Consider the following 15211-nt stretch of genomic DNA (forward strand, 5'->3'; position numbering starts at 1 on the left):
ATGACTTCCGCACTTTTCATCCCTGAACTGGGGCATCTGGCGATGATCCTGGCCCTGTGCTTTGCCCTGGTCCAGGCGGTGATCCCGCTGCTCGGCGCCTGGCGCGGCGATCGGCTGTGGATGAGCCTGGCTCAGCCGGCGGCCTGGGGGCAGTTCGCCTTCCTGCTGTTCGCCTTCGGCTGCCTGACCTATGCCTTCATGAGCGACGACTTCTCGGTCGCCTATGTGGCCAGCAACTCCAATAGCGCCTTGCCCTGGTACTACAAGTTCAGCGCAGTATGGGGCGCCCACGAAGGCTCGCTGCTGCTCTGGGCGTTGATCCTGGGTGGCTGGACCTTTGCCGTGTCGGTGTTCTCGCGGCAGTTGCCGCAGGTGATGCTGGCCCGGGTGCTGGCGGTGATGGGCATGATCAGCACCGGCTTCCTGCTGTTTCTGATCCTGACCTCCAACCCTTTCGCGCGAATCTTGCCGCAGATCCCGGCCGATGGCCGTGACCTCAACCCGTTGCTGCAGGACATCGGCCTGATCGTTCACCCGCCGATGCTGTACATGGGTTATGTCGGTTTCTCCGTGGCCTTCGCCTTCGCCATTGCCGCGCTGCTCGGCGGGCGTCTCGACGCCGCCTGGGCGCGCTGGTCGCGTCCCTGGACCATCGTCGCCTGGGCTTTCCTCGGCATCGGCATCACCCTGGGCTCCTGGTGGGCCTACTACGAACTCGGCTGGGGCGGCTGGTGGTTCTGGGACCCGGTGGAAAACGCCTCCTTCATGCCGTGGCTGGTGGGGACGGCCCTGATCCACTCCCTGGCCGTCACGGAAAAGCGCGGCGTGTTCAAGAGCTGGACCGTGCTGCTGGCCATTGCCGCGTTTTCCCTGAGCCTGCTGGGAACCTTCCTGGTGCGTTCCGGGGTACTGACCTCGGTGCATGCCTTCGCCTCCGACCCAGAGCGCGGCGTGTTCATCCTGATCTTCCTGCTGTTTGTGGTGGGCGGTTCGCTGACCCTGTTCGCTCTGCGCGCGCCGGTGGTCAAGAGCCATGTCGGGTTCAACCTGTGGTCGCGGGAAACCCTGCTGCTGGGCAACAACCTGGTGTTGGTGGTGGCTGCGTCGATGATTCTGCTGGGCACCCTGTACCCGCTGGTGCTGGATGCCCTGACCGGGGCCAAGCTGTCGGTCGGCCCGCCGTACTTCAATGCGCTGTTCATTCCGCTGATGGCGCTGCTGATGGTGGTGATGGCGGTCGGTGTGCTGGTGCGCTGGAAAGACACCCCGGTCAAGTGGCTGGTGAGCATGCTGACCCCGGTCCTGCTGGGCAGCGCGGCCTTGGCGGTGGTGGCTGGTATCGCTTACGGCGACTTCAACTGGGCGGTGCTGGCGACCTTTATGCTGGCCGCCTGGGTGCTGTTGGCCGGTGTGCGCGACATCGTCGACAAGACCCGCCACAAAGGCCTGATCAAAGGCCTGCCAAGCCTGACCCGCAGCTATTGGGGCATGCAGATTGCGCACCTGGGCATCGCGGTCTGCGCTCTGGGCGTGGTGCTGTCGAGCCAGAACAGCGCCGAGCGCGACCTGCGCCTGGCGCCGGGCGAATCCATGGACCTGGCCGGTTATCACTTCATTTTTGAAGGCGCCAAGCACTTCGAGGGGCCGAACTTCACCTCCGACAAAGGCACCGTGCGCGTGGTGCGCAACGGCAAGGAAGTGTCGGTGCTGCACCCGGAGAAGCGCCTGTACACCGTGCAGAACTCGATGATGACTGAAGCCGGGATCGACGCCGGCTTCACCCGCGACCTGTATGTGGCCCTCGGCGAACCGCTGGGCGATGGCGCCTGGGCGGTGCGGGTGCACGTCAAGCCGTTCGTGCGCTGGATCTGGTTCGGCGGCCTGCTGACCGGCTTCGGTGGCTTGCTGGCGGCGCTGGACCGGCGTTACCGGGTCAAGGTGAAAAGCCGCGTGCGCGAAGCGCTGGGCATGACAGGAGTCACTGCATGAGACGTTGGATGATGTTGCTGCCGCTGGCACTGTTCCTGGTGATGGCGGTATTCCTCTACCGCGGGCTGTACCTGGACCCGGCCGAGTTGCCGTCGGCCATGATCGGCAAGCCGTTCCCGGAGTTCTCCCTGCCGGCGGTCGAGGGTGAAACAACCCTGACCCGCGCCGACCTGCTGGGCAAACCGGCACTGGTCAACGTCTGGGGCACCTGGTGCATTTCCTGCCGGGTCGAGCACCCGGTGCTGAACAAGCTGGCGCAGCAGGGCGTGGTGATCTATGGCGTCAACTACAAGGACGTCAACGCCGATGCCTTGAAGTGGCTGGCCGAATTCCACAACCCGTATCAGCTGGATATACGCGACGAAGAGGGCACCCTGGGCCTGAACCTGGGGGTGTACGGTGCGCCGGAAACCTTCTTCATCGACGCCAAGGGCATCATCCGCGACAAATACGTCGGGGTGATCGACGAGGTGGTCTGGCGTGAAAAACTGGCGGCCAAGTATCAGTCGCTGGTGGACGAGGCCAAGCCATGAAGCGCTGGTTCGCCGCCCTCGTACTGGGTCTGGGTATGGCTTCCGTAGCCCAGGCCGCCATCGACACCTATGAGTTCGCCAATGACGCCGAGCGTGAGCGTTTTCGCGAGCTGACCAAGGAGCTGCGCTGCCCCAAGTGCCAGAACCAGGACATCGCCGATTCCAATGCGCCGATTGCCGCCGACTTGCGCAAGGAAATCTTTCGCATGCTGGGCGAAGGCAAGGACAACCAGCAGATTATCGACTTCATGGTTGACCGCTACGGCGACTTCGTCCGCTACAAGCCGGCCCTGACCGGCAAAACCGCCTTGCTCTGGTTCGGCCCCGCCGGGTTGCTGCTGGGGGGAGTGGTGATCATCGCCGTGATCGTCCGGCGTCGTCGTGCCGAGCGCACTGACAGCCCGAACACGCTTTCTGCCGAGGAGCGTCAGCGCCTCGACCACCTGTTGGAAAAAGACTCCGAATGATTGATTTCTGGCTCGCTGCAGGTCTGCTGCTCCTGGTAGCCCTGAGTTTTCTGTTGATCCCGGTTTTACGTGGCCGCCGTGCCCAACGTGAAGAGGATCGTACCGCGCTGAACGTGGCGCTCTACCAAGAACGGGTTGCCGAGTTGCAAGGGCAGCAGGCGGAGGGTGTGCTGAGTTCGGACCAGATGGACAGCGGCCGCGCCGAAGCGGCCCGCGAGTTGCTGGCCGACACCGAAGGCGTGGCCCCAGCCAGGGTTTCACGGCTGGGCAAGCCGCTGCCGTTGCTGGCGGCGATCCTGGTGCCGGTGCTGGGCCTGGGTCTGTACCTGCACTTTGGCGCTGTGGACAAGGTCGAACTGACCCGCGAATTCGCCCAGGCGCCGCAGTCCATGGAAGACATGACCCAGCGCCTCGAGCGCGCAGTGGCGGCCCAGCCGGATTCCGCCGAGGGCCTGTACTTCCTCGGTCGCACCTATATGGCCCAGGATCGTCCGGCGGACGCGGCGAAGCTCTTCGAGCGCACCGTGGCCCTGGCGGGCCGCCAGCCGGAGCTGCTCGGGCAATGGGCCCAGGCGCAGTATTTTGCCGACAACAAACAGTGGTCGCCCAAGCTCCAGGCCTTGACCGACGAAGCACTCAAGGCCGACCCCAAGGAAGTCACCAGCCTTGGACTGTTGGGCATCGCGGCGTTTGAAGGTGAGCGTTATCAGGACGCCATCGATTACTGGAACCGCCTGTTGGCCCAATTGCCGCCGGACGACAGCTCCCGCGCTGCGCTGCAGGGCGGTATCGCCCGGGCCAGCGAGAAGCTGGTCGCCACCGGTGGCAAGGTTGCCCAGGCGCCGGCCGCCCCGGCCAAGAGCGCCGTGCTCAAAGTCCGGGTCGACCTGGCGCCTGAGCTGAAGGCCAAGGTCCAGCCGGGTGACAGCGTGTTCATCTTTGCCCGGGCCGTGTCCGGCCCACCCGCGCCGTTGGCGGCCAAGCGCCTGACCGTGGCTGATCTGCCGGCCACCGTCGAGTTGGGGGATGCCGACGCAATGATGCCGCAGTTGAAACTGTCGAACTTCCCTGAAGTCCAACTGGTTGCGCGCGTGTCCCGTGCCGGCCAACCGACAGCCGGTGAATGGGTCGGTCGCAGCCAGCCTCTGGCCAGCAGCACCACCGCGCCACAACAGCTGACCATCGACAGCCCGGATCAATAACCAGAGAAGCCGCCATGACCGCCATCGCACGTATCACCCTGTTATCACTGGTTGTGGGGTTGAGTGCATGTACGGTCCAGCGGCCGCAGCCCACCAGCTCCGAACCCATCCCGCCGGCGGTGCCGAGCACACGCTCGGTGCCCTCGACCGCGCCTGGGGCACCGGCGACGCCCAATCGTCCGGCCAAGCCCCTGCCACGCACCTCCGCCAGTTTTGCCCCACCTCCCGGCGGCCATAGCCATTGGGATGCGCGGCTGGGGGTGTATGTGCTGGATGACCAGAGCAACACCTTCTATCGCCAACGCACCTATTACCGCTGGAACAACGGCTGGAGCCGCTCCATCGGCCCGGACGGCCCCTGGGAGGAAACCGACATCCATGGCGTTCCGTCCGGCTTGGGGCGTCAGTTCAAATAGCCCCGCGAGGGGCTTGGGCGACGGTGCTTGTTGTTCAAGCCCTCTGGCTCACGGCCGATACAGCGCCATGTCCCTGAGTATCGTTGCTTGAGCACCTGATGAAGATAAAACCCAACAAGCTGTATTTGGCCCGGCTGCAGTTCTGCCTGTATGTCTGCCTGTGTTTCGTGGTGCTGTATTACTGTCACAACACCGACATTCCGGGGCTGATCTATCTGTTGCTGACGCCATTCTTCCTGGTGGCACTCTACGGTTTTATCTATTACCTGTTCTGCTGGCTGTTTATCGCCTACCGGCCTCGGGATGAGACGTGGTGGAAGCGTATCGACTATGTCTGGCTGTTTTTCGCCTCGTTGGCGTTGATCGGACAGACCCAGAGCGTGCGCGAAATGTGGTTTCAGTCGCCTTACGAGATGGCCCAGGCCTCCAAGGCCGGCATCGACAAAAGCCTGCGCGCCGAAATCAACGACATGCTCGACCCGGCGCAATGCGCCACGGCTACCAGCCGCTACGAAGCGGCCGACGCGCTGCAGGTTGCAAGCCTGTGCCAGCGCTATGCCGACGTGGCCCGGCCGCTGTCCGACGTGGCGCTGGTCAATCTGTTGCAGGAGCTGCCGGCGCTGGACGCCGAGTACTCGGCCGAGCCGATACAGCGCTGGCTGGCGGGGTTGCAGGAGACGCTCAAGGAGCGGGAGCTGCGGCGTACAGAGGTGGTCAAGTACCAGAACCTGATCAGGGAAACCGAGTTCGAAGAGCTATTTCGCTATTTCGCGCCGTTGCTGGTGGTAATCGCCCTGGCGCTGCGCGCGTCCAAGGTGTCCGGCGAGCTCTATTTGAAAGCGCCGAAGCAACGCAAGTTCTGGCTGATCATCAACCAGAGGGTGGTGGTCGACAGCCTGGGCTTCAGCGATGTTGCGCACAAACGCTTTGCCCAGGCCCTGGGCAGCTGGCGCAAGGCCGAATGGGGCGTGGTCCATATGGCCTGTGATTTCATTGCTCAGAGCAGCCAGCGTGGCAGCAACGAACCGGTGCTGCCCGGGAGGTTTGAGAGTGAGTTTCAGTTGGCGAGCGTCGAGGAGTTCGAGACGTCGGGTTTTGTGCAGTGGGCCGCCGGCCAGTCGATGGAGCTGTTGTACCTGGTGGGCGAAACCGACCCTGAGCTGATCCGTCGGCTACGGCAGTGGGGCGAGGCGACGAACACTGAAGTGCTGGTGCGCGAGCACATCTGAGGCCGCTCAACGGCTGGTCATCAACGCCTCGACATACGTGACAAAGGCCCGGGCCTTGGCGCTGGCCAGGCGCCCGGTAGGAAATACCGCCCACAGTTGCTGGGGCGGCAGCTGCCAGTCGCCGAGCAGCTCCTGGACCTGACCTCGGGCCAGCTCCGGGGCGAACATCCAGTACGAGGCCACGGTCAGCCCCTGGTGGGCCAGCACTGCCTCGCGCAGCCCTTCGGCGGCGTTGACCCGCATCCTGCCTGCCAGTACCACCGCCTGTTGTTGACCGTGCTGGGTGAAGGTCCAGTGGGCGCCACCGCCCAGGCTGTAGATGATGGCCGGCAATCGGGGCAACTGCTCGGGGGCGGTCGGCGTGCCATGCCGTGCCAGGTACTCAGGCGTCGCCACCACCACGCGTCGGCACTGGCTGATCTGGCGTGCGGTCAGCGCCGAATCTTCCAGGCTGCCCATGCGCAGGGCGACATCGATCCCGGCCTCCACCAGGTTGCTGTTGTGGTCGTCCAGTACCACGTCGATCGACAGTTCCGGGTGCTGCTCAAGGAAGGGGCCCAGGTTCGGCACGATGTGCATGCGGGCGAAGGTCACCGCTGCAGCGATGCGCAAGGTGCCGCGCAGGCCGGCCGCCGAGCCCCGTGCCGCACGCTCGGCCTCATCGGCCTCTTCCAGGGTGCGCCGGGCACGCTCGAAAAACGCTAGGCCGGCCTCGGTGGGCGTGAGGCCGCGGGTCGAACGCAGCAACAGTCGCACGGCCAGGTGTGTCTCCAGTTGCGCGATGCTTTTCGAGACGGCCGGCTGGCCGATGTTGAGGCGCCGGGCGGCGGCGGAAAACGAACCGGTTTCCACCACATTGATGAAGGTTTCCATGGCAGCCAGGCGGTCCATCGGCGTTGCTCCAGTCGGGGGCAGGGCGCGGGCCAGCCCGCGCAGGTGGGTTTCAGGCGCTGGCCAGCAGCGGCTTTTCGGACACCAGCAAAAAGCGCAGCAGCGCCAGCAGCGGGAACAGGCTGCCGACCAGGATCACCCCCAGCCAGCCGCCGTGTTCGTACACCGCACTGGCGATGGATGAGCCAAAGGCGCCGCCGATAAAGATGCTGGTCATGTACAGCGCATTCAAGCGGCTGCGGCTCTGGGCATCCAGGGCATACACCGCCCGCTGGCCGAGGACCATGTTCATCTGCACGCAGAAATCCAGGACCACGCCGGTCACCGCGAGACCGATGACGCTGTAGGCCGGATGCACCAGGCCCGGAAGAAAACTCAGGGCCGCGAACAGCATGGCCAGCAGCGAGGCGACGCGGGTGTGGCCGGCATCCGCCAGGCGCCCGCTGATGGGGGCGGCGATGGCGCCGATGGCGCCTACCAGGGCGAAGAGTGCGATCTGGGTCTGGGACAGTCCGTGATTACGCGCCAGCTCCAGCGGTGCGGCGGTCCAGAACAGGCTGAAGGTGGCGAACAGGCAACCCTGGTAGAACGCCCGCTGGCGCAATACGGGCTGGCGGCGCAGCAAGGTGCCCAGGGAGCGCAGCAACTGGCCGTAGCTGGCACTGTGCTCGGGCTGGCGCTTGGGCATGGTCAGGGCCAGCACCGCACTGATGGCGACCATCAATACCGCAGCGGCAATGAACATGGCGCGCCAGCCGAAGTGATCGGCCACCACGCTGGCCACCGGCCGTGCCAGCAGTATCCCCAGCAACAAGCCGCCCATGATCCCGCCGACCACCCGCCCGCGAGACTCGGCCGGGGCCAGGTGTGCTGCCAGGGGGATCAGGATCTGCACCGACACCGAGCTGAAGCCGATCAGCAGCGATACCAGCAGGAAGGCATTGGGGGCGGTGGTGAAGGCCGCCACCAGCAGGCTGACAATGGCCACCAGGGTGGTGACGATCATCAGGCGCCGGTTTTCCAGGAGATCGCCCAGGGGCACCAGGAAAAACAGGCCCAGGGCATAGCCGATCTGGGTCAGGGACACGATCAGGCTGGCCAGGGTGCTGGACAGGCCGACGTCCGGGGCGATCAGCTCGATGATCGGCTGGGCGTAATAGATGTTGGCGACGATCGCGCCGCAGCAGAAGGCAAACAGCAGCACCATGCCCCGGGTCATTGTCGCGCTGGTGGCGTGCAGCGCTTGGGAAGTTGTAGTCATCGCGGTTCTCTTGGCGGCGAAAGGATGTGGGCGAGGTTAGGAGGCTGGCCCGTGACGCGGTAGAGAGGCTCGGGTGATAGCATTTATTCCCGTGGGGAATAGGGGGGCGAAGCGGCTTGAACGAAGCACTGAGAAGGGCTCCCCGGGCCGATGATACATTTACTTACAACTGCTTCGATAGCCGGCTTATAGTTGGCCAGGAAGTCGTGAGCATCGCTCCGATTGATCATCAGCCTTTCAGCACGGGAAGCCTGCCCCATGAAACTGTCTTTGCGCCGATTGTTCGACGCTGTCGCGAGCATCGTTTTGGCCAGCCTGATGCTGGTCGGCCCGGCCCAGGCCCAGGATGCGCCGGGGATGCGCATCGCGGTACGGGGTGAAATCACCGGCATCAGCGGCGATGTGCTGCGGGTGCATGCCAACAATGGTGAGGTGGCCAGCATCGAGCTGACGCCCCAGACCCAGGTGCGGGCAGTGAGCCTGGCCAATATCGAAGACATCAAGCCCGGCAGCTACATCGGCTCGGCGGCGGTGCCCATGGCCGATGGCACCCTCAAGGCCCTGGAAGTGCATGTATTTCCCCCACAGATGGTCGGCACGGGCGAAGGCCATCGACCGTTTGACCTGGTCAAGGGCAGCAGCATGACCAATGGCAGTGTCGGCGACCTGGTGGTGAGCAACGGTCGCACCCTGACCGTCAACTACAAGGGCGGCCAGCAGAAGATCCTGGTGCCGGACGATGTGCCCATCGTCAATCTGGCGCCAGCTGATCGCAGCCTGCTCAAGGCCGGGGTCAAGGTAGTGATGTTCGTGACCCAGGGCGCCGATGGCAAATTGACCGCGCAATCGATCTCGGCCGGCAAGGACGGGGTCACCCCGCCGATGTAAGGCGCGCCCTCTCTGCACGGCGGCTGTTGCGTTGCCAAGTGTTGCTGTTACGGCGTTTCGGTGGAACTCCGGGCGGGCTTGGTTTAGGGTTTTCGGTCGCTCATCGCGTCGGGAGGCCCCATGCAAAAGTCCACGTTCAATCCGCCAAACATCTTCAATTCTCTGCAATACGGTTTCAGCCAGGCTGTCGAGGTTCGCGGCGGCCGGCGCCTGCTGCTGTCGGGCCAGGTTGGCGTCGACGAGCACGAATCCACTGTCGGCCCCGGCCTGCGGGAGCAGACCGAGCAGGCCTTCGACAATATCGAACGGGTGCTGGCCCACGCCGGTGGCGCGTTGGGGGATGTGGTGATGCTGCGCATCTACATTGCCGAAGCGGCCCGTGACCAGCAGGAGCAGATCAGCCAGGTTCTGCTGCAACGTTTCCCCAATGACCCGCCGGCATCGTCGTGGATCATCGTCAGCGGCTTGTCGTTGCCCGAGTGGCTGATCGAGGTCGAGGCCGAAGCCATGCTCGCCGAACGGCAGCCAGCCCAGGAGGCGGCGTTGCTGAGCCCGGTGGTGGGGCTCTAGCCGTTGCGCCTCAAACCGCAGGCATAAAAAAAGCGACCATCACGGTCGCTTTTTTTCAGCGGTAACCCTTACTTGGCGTCGCCGTAGATCTGGTCGAAGATCCCGCCGTCATTGAAGTGGGTCTTCTGCACGGTGCGCCAGTCACCGAAGGTTTTCTCCACCGAGAGGAAGTCGACTTTCGGGAAGCGGTCGGTGTACTTGGCCAGGACTTTCGGGTCCCGTGGGCGCAGGTAGTTGTTGGCGGCGATTTCCTGGCCTTCCGGCGACCACAGGTACTTCAGGTATTCCTCGGCCGCGGCGCGGGTGCCTTTCTTGTCGACCACTTTGTCGACCACCGACACCGGTGGCTCGGCTTCGGCGGAAACGCTTGGGTAGATCACTTCGAACTGATCGCGGCCGAACTCGCGGGCGATCATCTCGGCTTCGTTTTCAAAGGTCACCAGCACGTCGCCGATCTGGTTGGTCATGAAGGTCGTGGTAGCGGCGCGGCCACCGGTATCCAATACCGGAGCCTGGCGGAACAGTTTGCCGACAAAGTCCTTGGCCTTGCTTTCGTCACCGCCATTCTTGAGCACGTAACCCCAGGCCGAGAGGTAGGTGTAGCGGCCGTTACCCGAGGTTTTCGGGTTGGGCACAATCACCTGGACGCCATCCTTGAGCAGGTCCGGCCAGTCTTTCAGGGCTTTCGGGTTGCCTTTGCGCACGATAAACACGGTGGCCGAGGTGAACGGCGCGCTGTTGTTCGGCAGGCGGGTCACCCAGTTGTCCGGGACCAGCTTGCCGTTGTCCACCAGGGCATTGATATCAGTGGCCATGTTCATGGTAATGACGTCGGCCGGCAGGCCGTCGATGACCGAACGCGCCTGTTTGCTCGAACCGCCGAAGGACATCTGCAGGGTGATGTTCTCCTTGTGCTCGGCCTGCCAATGCTTCTGGAAGGCTGCGTTGTAGTCTTTATAGAAGTCGCGCATCACGTCGTAGGACACGTTCAGCAGGGTCGGTGCGGCATGGGCCGCGCTGCCCAGTGCCAGACCGGCAGCCAGAAGAGAGGCGCTCAAAAGTTTTTTCACTGCACATTCCTTTTATTCGAGAGTGAAGGCATTTTGCCGCCGACTATAGCCGGGGCGTCATAGCGGTTTAAAGATTAAAAAGCACTTTGCTTATTCCATTTTCTTGAACAGCGCATTCCCGCAGCGCGAGCAGAATGCAGCGCTGGGTTCATGGTTGCTCTTCTTGCACACCGGGCAGTCATGCTTGAGTTGTTCGCCGCGCATGGCACTGGCCAGTTCAGCGGTAAAGATCCCGGTGGGGACGGCGATGATCGAGTAACCGGTGATCATCACCAGCGATGAAATCACCTGGCCCAATGGGGTTTTCGGCACGATATCGCCGAAGCCCACCGTGGTCAGGGTGACGATAGCCCAATAGATGCCCTTGGGAATGCTGGTAAAGCCGTGCTCCGGGCCTTCGACCACATACATCAGGGTGCCGAACACCGTGACCAGGGTCGACACGCTGAGCAGAAACACAATGATCTTCTGCTTGCTGCCCCGCAGGGCCGACATCAGGTAGTTGGCCTGCTTGAGGTAGGGGCTCAGCTTGAGCACACGGAAGATCCGCAGCATGCGGATCACACGGATGATCAGCAGGTACTGGGCATCGCTGTAATACAGCGCGAGGATCCCCGGGACGATGGCCAGCAGGTCCACCAGGCCATAGAAACTGAAGGCATAGCGCAACGGCTTGGGCGAGCAGTACAGGCGCAGGCCGTACTCGATCGCGAAAATCAGGGTAAAACCCCATTCGATGTAGGCCAGCACGTTGGCGTAGTCGCGGTGCACCTGGTCGATGCTGTCGAGGATCACGATCACCAGGCTGGCGAGGATGATCAGCAGCAAGGTGCTGTCGAAGCGTCGACCGGCCACGGTGTCGGTCTGGAAAATCATGACGTAGAGACGGTCACGCCAGTGGTTGCTGCTGTCCATGTAGATCGCCTGAAACAAATATCAGCGCAGCCTAGGTGGATTGCCCCTTGCAGTGCAAGGCGCACTGTCTCGGGCCGCCTGGCGCATGACCCGGACCGTGGCGCGTACCAGCCAGGCAGCGAGGATAAAGGGCGCGGTCAGGGGCGCCAGGCCCAGGGCGGCAAAGCCCGGCGTCAGTAGCAGGGCCAGGGCGACACCGGGCACTGGCAGCCAGCACAGGGCGCGGGGTTGCTGGCTGAGGGCGATGGCCACCAGTACGGCGTTGTAGCCGCCCAGGCCAAGCAGGGCGCTGGGGTTTTCATGATGCAACAGGCTGAACCCCAGGCCGGCCGCCGAACCGAACACGGCCCAGGCCGCAGCGCGCCGGTTGGCCAGGAACAGCCCGAGGGCAATCAAGGTACCGGCCAGTGGCTGTTCGAGGAACAGCACTTGCCCCAGGCCCTTGGCGGTCGCCCCCAGCAGCTCGAGCAGGCCGGGTTCGGCCAGGGGCGGGTTGGCCGGCAACATGGGCTCGGCAACGCTCAGCAGCAACCAGCTCAAACCGACAAAAGGCGCGGTGTAGGCCGGCAGGCAATGGTGGTCCCGTGAGCGCTTGAGCCACTGCTGGGTCAGGATCGCGCTGATCCCGCCGCAGGCGACAATCAACGGCGGCAGCAGCGCCGACCAGGGGAAATAAAGGCTCAGCAGCAAGCCAAGCAGCACCCCGTTGTAGCTGAACAGCCCGGCCTGGCGATCGGCCTTGGGGTAGCCGCGTCGTTGTGCCGTAAGCAGGCCGGCGACGCCACCGAGCAGGGCGCCGCCGAGCAGGGCCGGAGCACCGATCAGGATGGCCAGCAGGCACAGCAGGCCACACAGCGGGTGGCGCTGGAGAAAGATCTGACTGAAGCCATTGAGCACGGCGCTGGCCCAGTCGGGGCAATAGGAGTTGAACGACTCTGAAGGCATGAACAATTCGTCAGGGCGCGCCATGGCCGTCGCCGGCCATGGCGGTTGGGGCCGAGGGTCAGATCAGGGTTTCGATCCGCAGCGAGTTGGTCGAACCCGGCTGGCCGAATGGCACGCCGGCGGTGATCAGCAAGGTGTCGCCGCGTTTGGCCAAACCCTGGGCCTGGGCGATCTCCAGGGCCGTGGAGCAGATCTCATCGACCTGGCGCAGGCGGTCGTTGACCACCGAATGCACGCCCCAGGCCACGCTCAGGCGGCGCGCGGTGGCCAGGTTCGGCGTGAGGTTGAGGATCGGCACCCGGGGCCGCTCGCGGGCGGCGCGCAGGCTGGAGCTGCCGGACTCGCTGTAGTTCACCAGCACCGCCACTGGCAGGATGCTGCTGATACGGCGGATCGCGCAGCTGATGGCGTCCGACTGGGTGGCTTCGGCCTGGGGCCGACTGACGTCGAGCTGAGCCTGGTAGTCGGGGCCGCTTTCGACCTGGCGGATGATCTTGCTCATCATCTGCACGGCTTCCAACGGGTATTCGCCGGAGGCGGTTTCCGCCGACAGCATCACCGCGTCCGCCCCTTCGGCCACCGCATTGGCCACGTCCGTGACCTCGGCTCGGGTGGGGGCCGGCGAGAAGCGCATGGATTCGAGCATCTGGGTCGCCACCACCACCGGTTTGCCCAGTTGGCGGCAGGTGCTGATGATGTCTTTCTGGATCTGCGGCACGCTTTCCGCTGGCACTTCCACCCCCAGATCACCTCTGGCGACCATGATCGCGTCGCTCAACTCGGCGATTTCCCGCAATTGGGTGACGGCCGAGGGCTTCTCGATCTTGGCCATCAGGAACGCTTTGTTGCCGATCAGGACCCGCGCTTCATGGATATCCTCGGGGCGCTGGACAAAGGACAGCGCCACCCAATCCACCCCCAGCTCCAGGCCGAAGCTGAGGTCGCGGCGGTCCTTGGCCGTCAGCGGGCTCAGGTCGAGCACGGCCTGGGGCACGTTGACGCCCTTGCGGTCCGACAGCTCGCCGCCGTTGAGTACCGTGGTGTCGATGGCGTCGGCGTGTTTGCCGGTTACCCGCAGGCGCAGTTTGCCGTCGTCCAGCAGCAGGTCCATGCCCGGCTCCAGGGCGGCGATGATTTCCGGGTGCGGCAGGTTGATCCGGCGCTGGTCGCCCGGGGTTGGGTCCAGGTCCAGGCGCAGGGCCGGGCCGCGCACCAGTTGCACCTTGCCCGCGGCGAACTTGCCAACCCGCAGCTTCGGCCCTTGCAGGTCCATGAGGATGCCCAGGGGATAGTTCAGCTGGCGCTCGACCTCGCGGATCCATTGAAAGCGCTGGGCGTGGTCGGCGTGATCGCCGTGGCTGAAGTTGAGGCGAAAGATATTGACCCCGGCCTTGACCAGTTCACGGATGTCCTCGATGCCGTCGGTGGCGGGGCCCAGGGTGGCGAGGATTTTGACCTTTTTATCAGGCGTCATGTGTCGGGTTCTCAAGAATCAGGATGGCGCGGAAGTCATTGACGTTGGTGCGGGTCGGCTCGGTGACGATCAACGCGTCCAGCGCGGCGAAGTAGCCGTAACCGTTGTTGTTATCCAGCTCGTCGCTGGCGCTCAGGCCCAGGGCGGCGGCGCGGCTGTAGCTGTCGGGGGTCATGATGGCGCCGGCGTTGTCCTCCGAGCCGTCGATGCCGTCGGTGTCGCCGGCCAGGGCATAGATCCCGGGCAGGCCCTTGAGGCTGTCGGTCAGGCTCAGCAGGAACTCGGCGTTGCGCCCGCCGCGGCCGGTGCCGCGCACGGTGACCGTGGTTTCGCCACCCGACAGAATCACGCAGGGCGCCGCCAGCGGCTGGCCATGCAGCAGGACCTGGCGGGCGATGCCGGCGTGGACCTTGGCCACCTCGCGGGATTCGCCTTCCAGGTCACCCAGGATCAGCGGGCTGAACCCGGCCTGGCGCGCCTTGACTGCGGCGGCCTCGAGGGACTGCTGGGGCCGGGCGATCAATTGGAAGTGGCTGCGGGCCAGGGCCGGATCACCGGGTTTGACGGTTTCCGATTCGGCGCTTTGCAGCCAGTTGCGCACGGTAGCGGGCACGTCGATGGCGTAGCGCTTGAGGATGGCCAGGGCTTCGGCCGAGGTGCTGGGGTCGGCCACCGTCGGGCCGGAGGCGATGACCGTGGCCAGGTCCCCGGGTACGTCGGAGATCGCGTAGGTGTACACGCTGGCCGGCCAGCAGGCCTTGGCCAGGCGTCCGCCCTTGATCGCCGACAGGTGCTTGCGCACGCAATTCATCTCGCCGATGGTGGCGCCCGACTTGAGCAGCGCCTTGTTGATCGACTGCTTGTCGGCCAGGCTGATGCCGGCAGCGGGCAGGGCCAGCAAGGCCGAGCCACCGCCTGACAGGAGGAAGATCACCCGGTCCTGTTCCGACAGGTTGCTGACCAGCTCCAGGACCCGCTTGGCCACGGCCAGGCCGGCGGCGTCGGGGACCGGGTGGGCGGCTTCGACCACTTCGATTTTCTGGCACGGCGCGCCATGGCCATAGCGGGTCACCACCAGCCCGGACACTTCGCCCTGCCAGCAGCGTTCAACCACCTGGGCCATGGCGGCTGCGGCCTTGCCGGCGCCAATAACGATTACCCGGCCGCTGCGATCGCGGGGCAAGTGGGCTTCGAGCACGTGTTGCGGATGGGCGGCGTCGATGGCTGTGGCGAACAGCTCGCGCAGGAATTGTTGCGGATCGACCGACATGGCGGGCTCCCGGTGTTCTTGTTATGGGGGGCTTGAAACTGCCTGCTGGCGCGGACGCAGGCGGTGCCGGGGGGAACTGATGCACCCTCCG

Annotated in this window: 15 protein-coding genes; 8 read left to right on the plus strand and 7 right to left on the minus strand. The window is 64.6% G+C overall.

Annotated elements, in window-relative coordinates:
* The 6 genes from MF4836_RS15520 (at nt 1) to MF4836_RS15545 (ending at nt 5836) form a co-directional block, all read left to right on the plus strand.
* On the plus strand, nt 1-1989 hold the full coding sequence (locus MF4836_RS15520; protein ID WP_078471002.1) for a heme lyase CcmF/NrfE family subunit: 1989 nt from the start codon (nt 1-3) through the stop codon (nt 1987-1989).
* The gene (locus MF4836_RS15525) at nt 1986-2522 is read left to right on the plus strand and encodes a DsbE family thiol:disulfide interchange protein (protein WP_078471003.1); all 537 of its coding nucleotides are present in this window, start codon (nt 1986-1988) and stop codon (nt 2520-2522) included. The genes MF4836_RS15520 and MF4836_RS15525 overlap by 4 nt, the downstream gene beginning before the upstream one ends.
* Nucleotides 2519-2989 (plus strand): cytochrome c-type biogenesis protein, encoded by a 471-nt coding sequence (locus tag MF4836_RS15530; RefSeq protein WP_078471004.1) that lies wholly within the window; start codon nt 2519-2521, stop codon nt 2987-2989. The genes MF4836_RS15525 and MF4836_RS15530 overlap by 4 nt, the downstream gene beginning before the upstream one ends.
* Entirely contained in the window at nt 2986-4191 is a 1206-nt protein-coding gene (gene ccmI, locus MF4836_RS15535) for a c-type cytochrome biogenesis protein CcmI (protein WP_078471005.1), read from the plus strand. The genes MF4836_RS15530 and ccmI overlap by 4 nt, the downstream gene beginning before the upstream one ends.
* 14 nt (nt 4192-4205) lie before the next feature.
* Nucleotides 4206-4607, plus strand: coding sequence for a hypothetical protein (locus MF4836_RS15540; RefSeq protein ID WP_078471006.1), 402 nt, complete (start codon nt 4206-4208; stop codon nt 4605-4607).
* Nucleotides 4608-4705: 98 nt separating this feature from the next.
* Nucleotides 4706-5836: a hypothetical protein gene (locus MF4836_RS15545; RefSeq protein WP_078471007.1), complete on the plus strand. Its 1131-nt coding sequence runs from the start codon at nt 4706-4708 to the stop codon at nt 5834-5836.
* A gap of 6 nt (nt 5837-5842) precedes the next feature.
* Here the strand turns inward: MF4836_RS15545 and MF4836_RS15550 are convergent, their stop codons facing one another.
* Both MF4836_RS15550 and MF4836_RS15555 read right to left on the minus strand, forming a co-directional pair.
* Complete coding sequence (locus MF4836_RS15550) at nt 5843-6727, minus strand: LysR family transcriptional regulator (protein ID WP_078471008.1); 885 nt, start codon at nt 6725-6727, stop codon at nt 5843-5845.
* Between the two features lie 52 nt (nt 6728-6779).
* Nucleotides 6780-7988: an MFS transporter gene (locus MF4836_RS15555; protein WP_078471009.1), complete on the minus strand. Its 1209-nt coding sequence runs from the start codon at nt 7986-7988 to the stop codon at nt 6780-6782.
* Nucleotides 7989-8246: 258 nt separating this feature from the next.
* On the opposite strand from MF4836_RS15555, the gene MF4836_RS15560 reads away from it, so the two are divergent.
* Together MF4836_RS15560 and MF4836_RS15565 are read left to right on the plus strand one after the other, a co-directional pair.
* On the plus strand, nt 8247-8876 hold the full coding sequence (locus MF4836_RS15560) for a hypothetical protein (RefSeq protein WP_078471010.1): 630 nt from the start codon (nt 8247-8249) through the stop codon (nt 8874-8876).
* A 120-nt stretch (nt 8877-8996) separates the two neighbouring features.
* Nucleotides 8997-9446 (plus strand): RidA family protein, encoded by a 450-nt coding sequence (locus MF4836_RS15565; RefSeq protein ID WP_078471011.1) that lies wholly within the window; start codon nt 8997-8999, stop codon nt 9444-9446.
* Between the two features lie 68 nt (nt 9447-9514).
* Here MF4836_RS15565 and MF4836_RS15570 read toward each other — a convergent pair whose 3' ends face one another.
* From MF4836_RS15570 to MF4836_RS15590, 5 genes are all read right to left on the minus strand, one after another.
* The gene (locus MF4836_RS15570) at nt 9515-10516 is read right to left on the minus strand and encodes a sulfate ABC transporter substrate-binding protein (protein WP_078471012.1); all 1002 of its coding nucleotides are present in this window, start codon (nt 10514-10516) and stop codon (nt 9515-9517) included.
* A 90-nt stretch (nt 10517-10606) separates the two neighbouring features.
* Nucleotides 10607-11431, minus strand: a complete 825-nt coding sequence (locus MF4836_RS15575) for an ion transporter (RefSeq protein ID WP_078471013.1) — start codon at nt 11429-11431, stop codon at nt 10607-10609.
* Between the two features lie 21 nt (nt 11432-11452).
* Nucleotides 11453-12376, minus strand: a complete 924-nt coding sequence (locus tag MF4836_RS15580; protein ID WP_078471274.1) for an urea transporter — start codon at nt 12374-12376, stop codon at nt 11453-11455.
* 58 nt (nt 12377-12434) lie between these two features.
* Nucleotides 12435-13850 (minus strand): pyruvate kinase, encoded by a 1416-nt coding sequence (pyk, locus tag MF4836_RS15585; protein ID WP_078471014.1) that lies wholly within the window; start codon nt 13848-13850, stop codon nt 12435-12437.
* Nucleotides 13840-15120: a glycerate kinase type-2 family protein gene (locus tag MF4836_RS15590; RefSeq protein ID WP_078471015.1), complete on the minus strand. Its 1281-nt coding sequence runs from the start codon at nt 15118-15120 to the stop codon at nt 13840-13842. The genes pyk and MF4836_RS15590 overlap by 11 nt, the downstream gene beginning before the upstream one ends.
* Between the last annotated feature and the right edge of the window lie 91 nt (nt 15121-15211).

It is taken from the genome of Pseudomonas sp. MF4836 (genome assembly GCF_002018875.1).
Lineage (GTDB): Bacteria > Pseudomonadota > Gammaproteobacteria > Pseudomonadales > Pseudomonadaceae > Aquipseudomonas.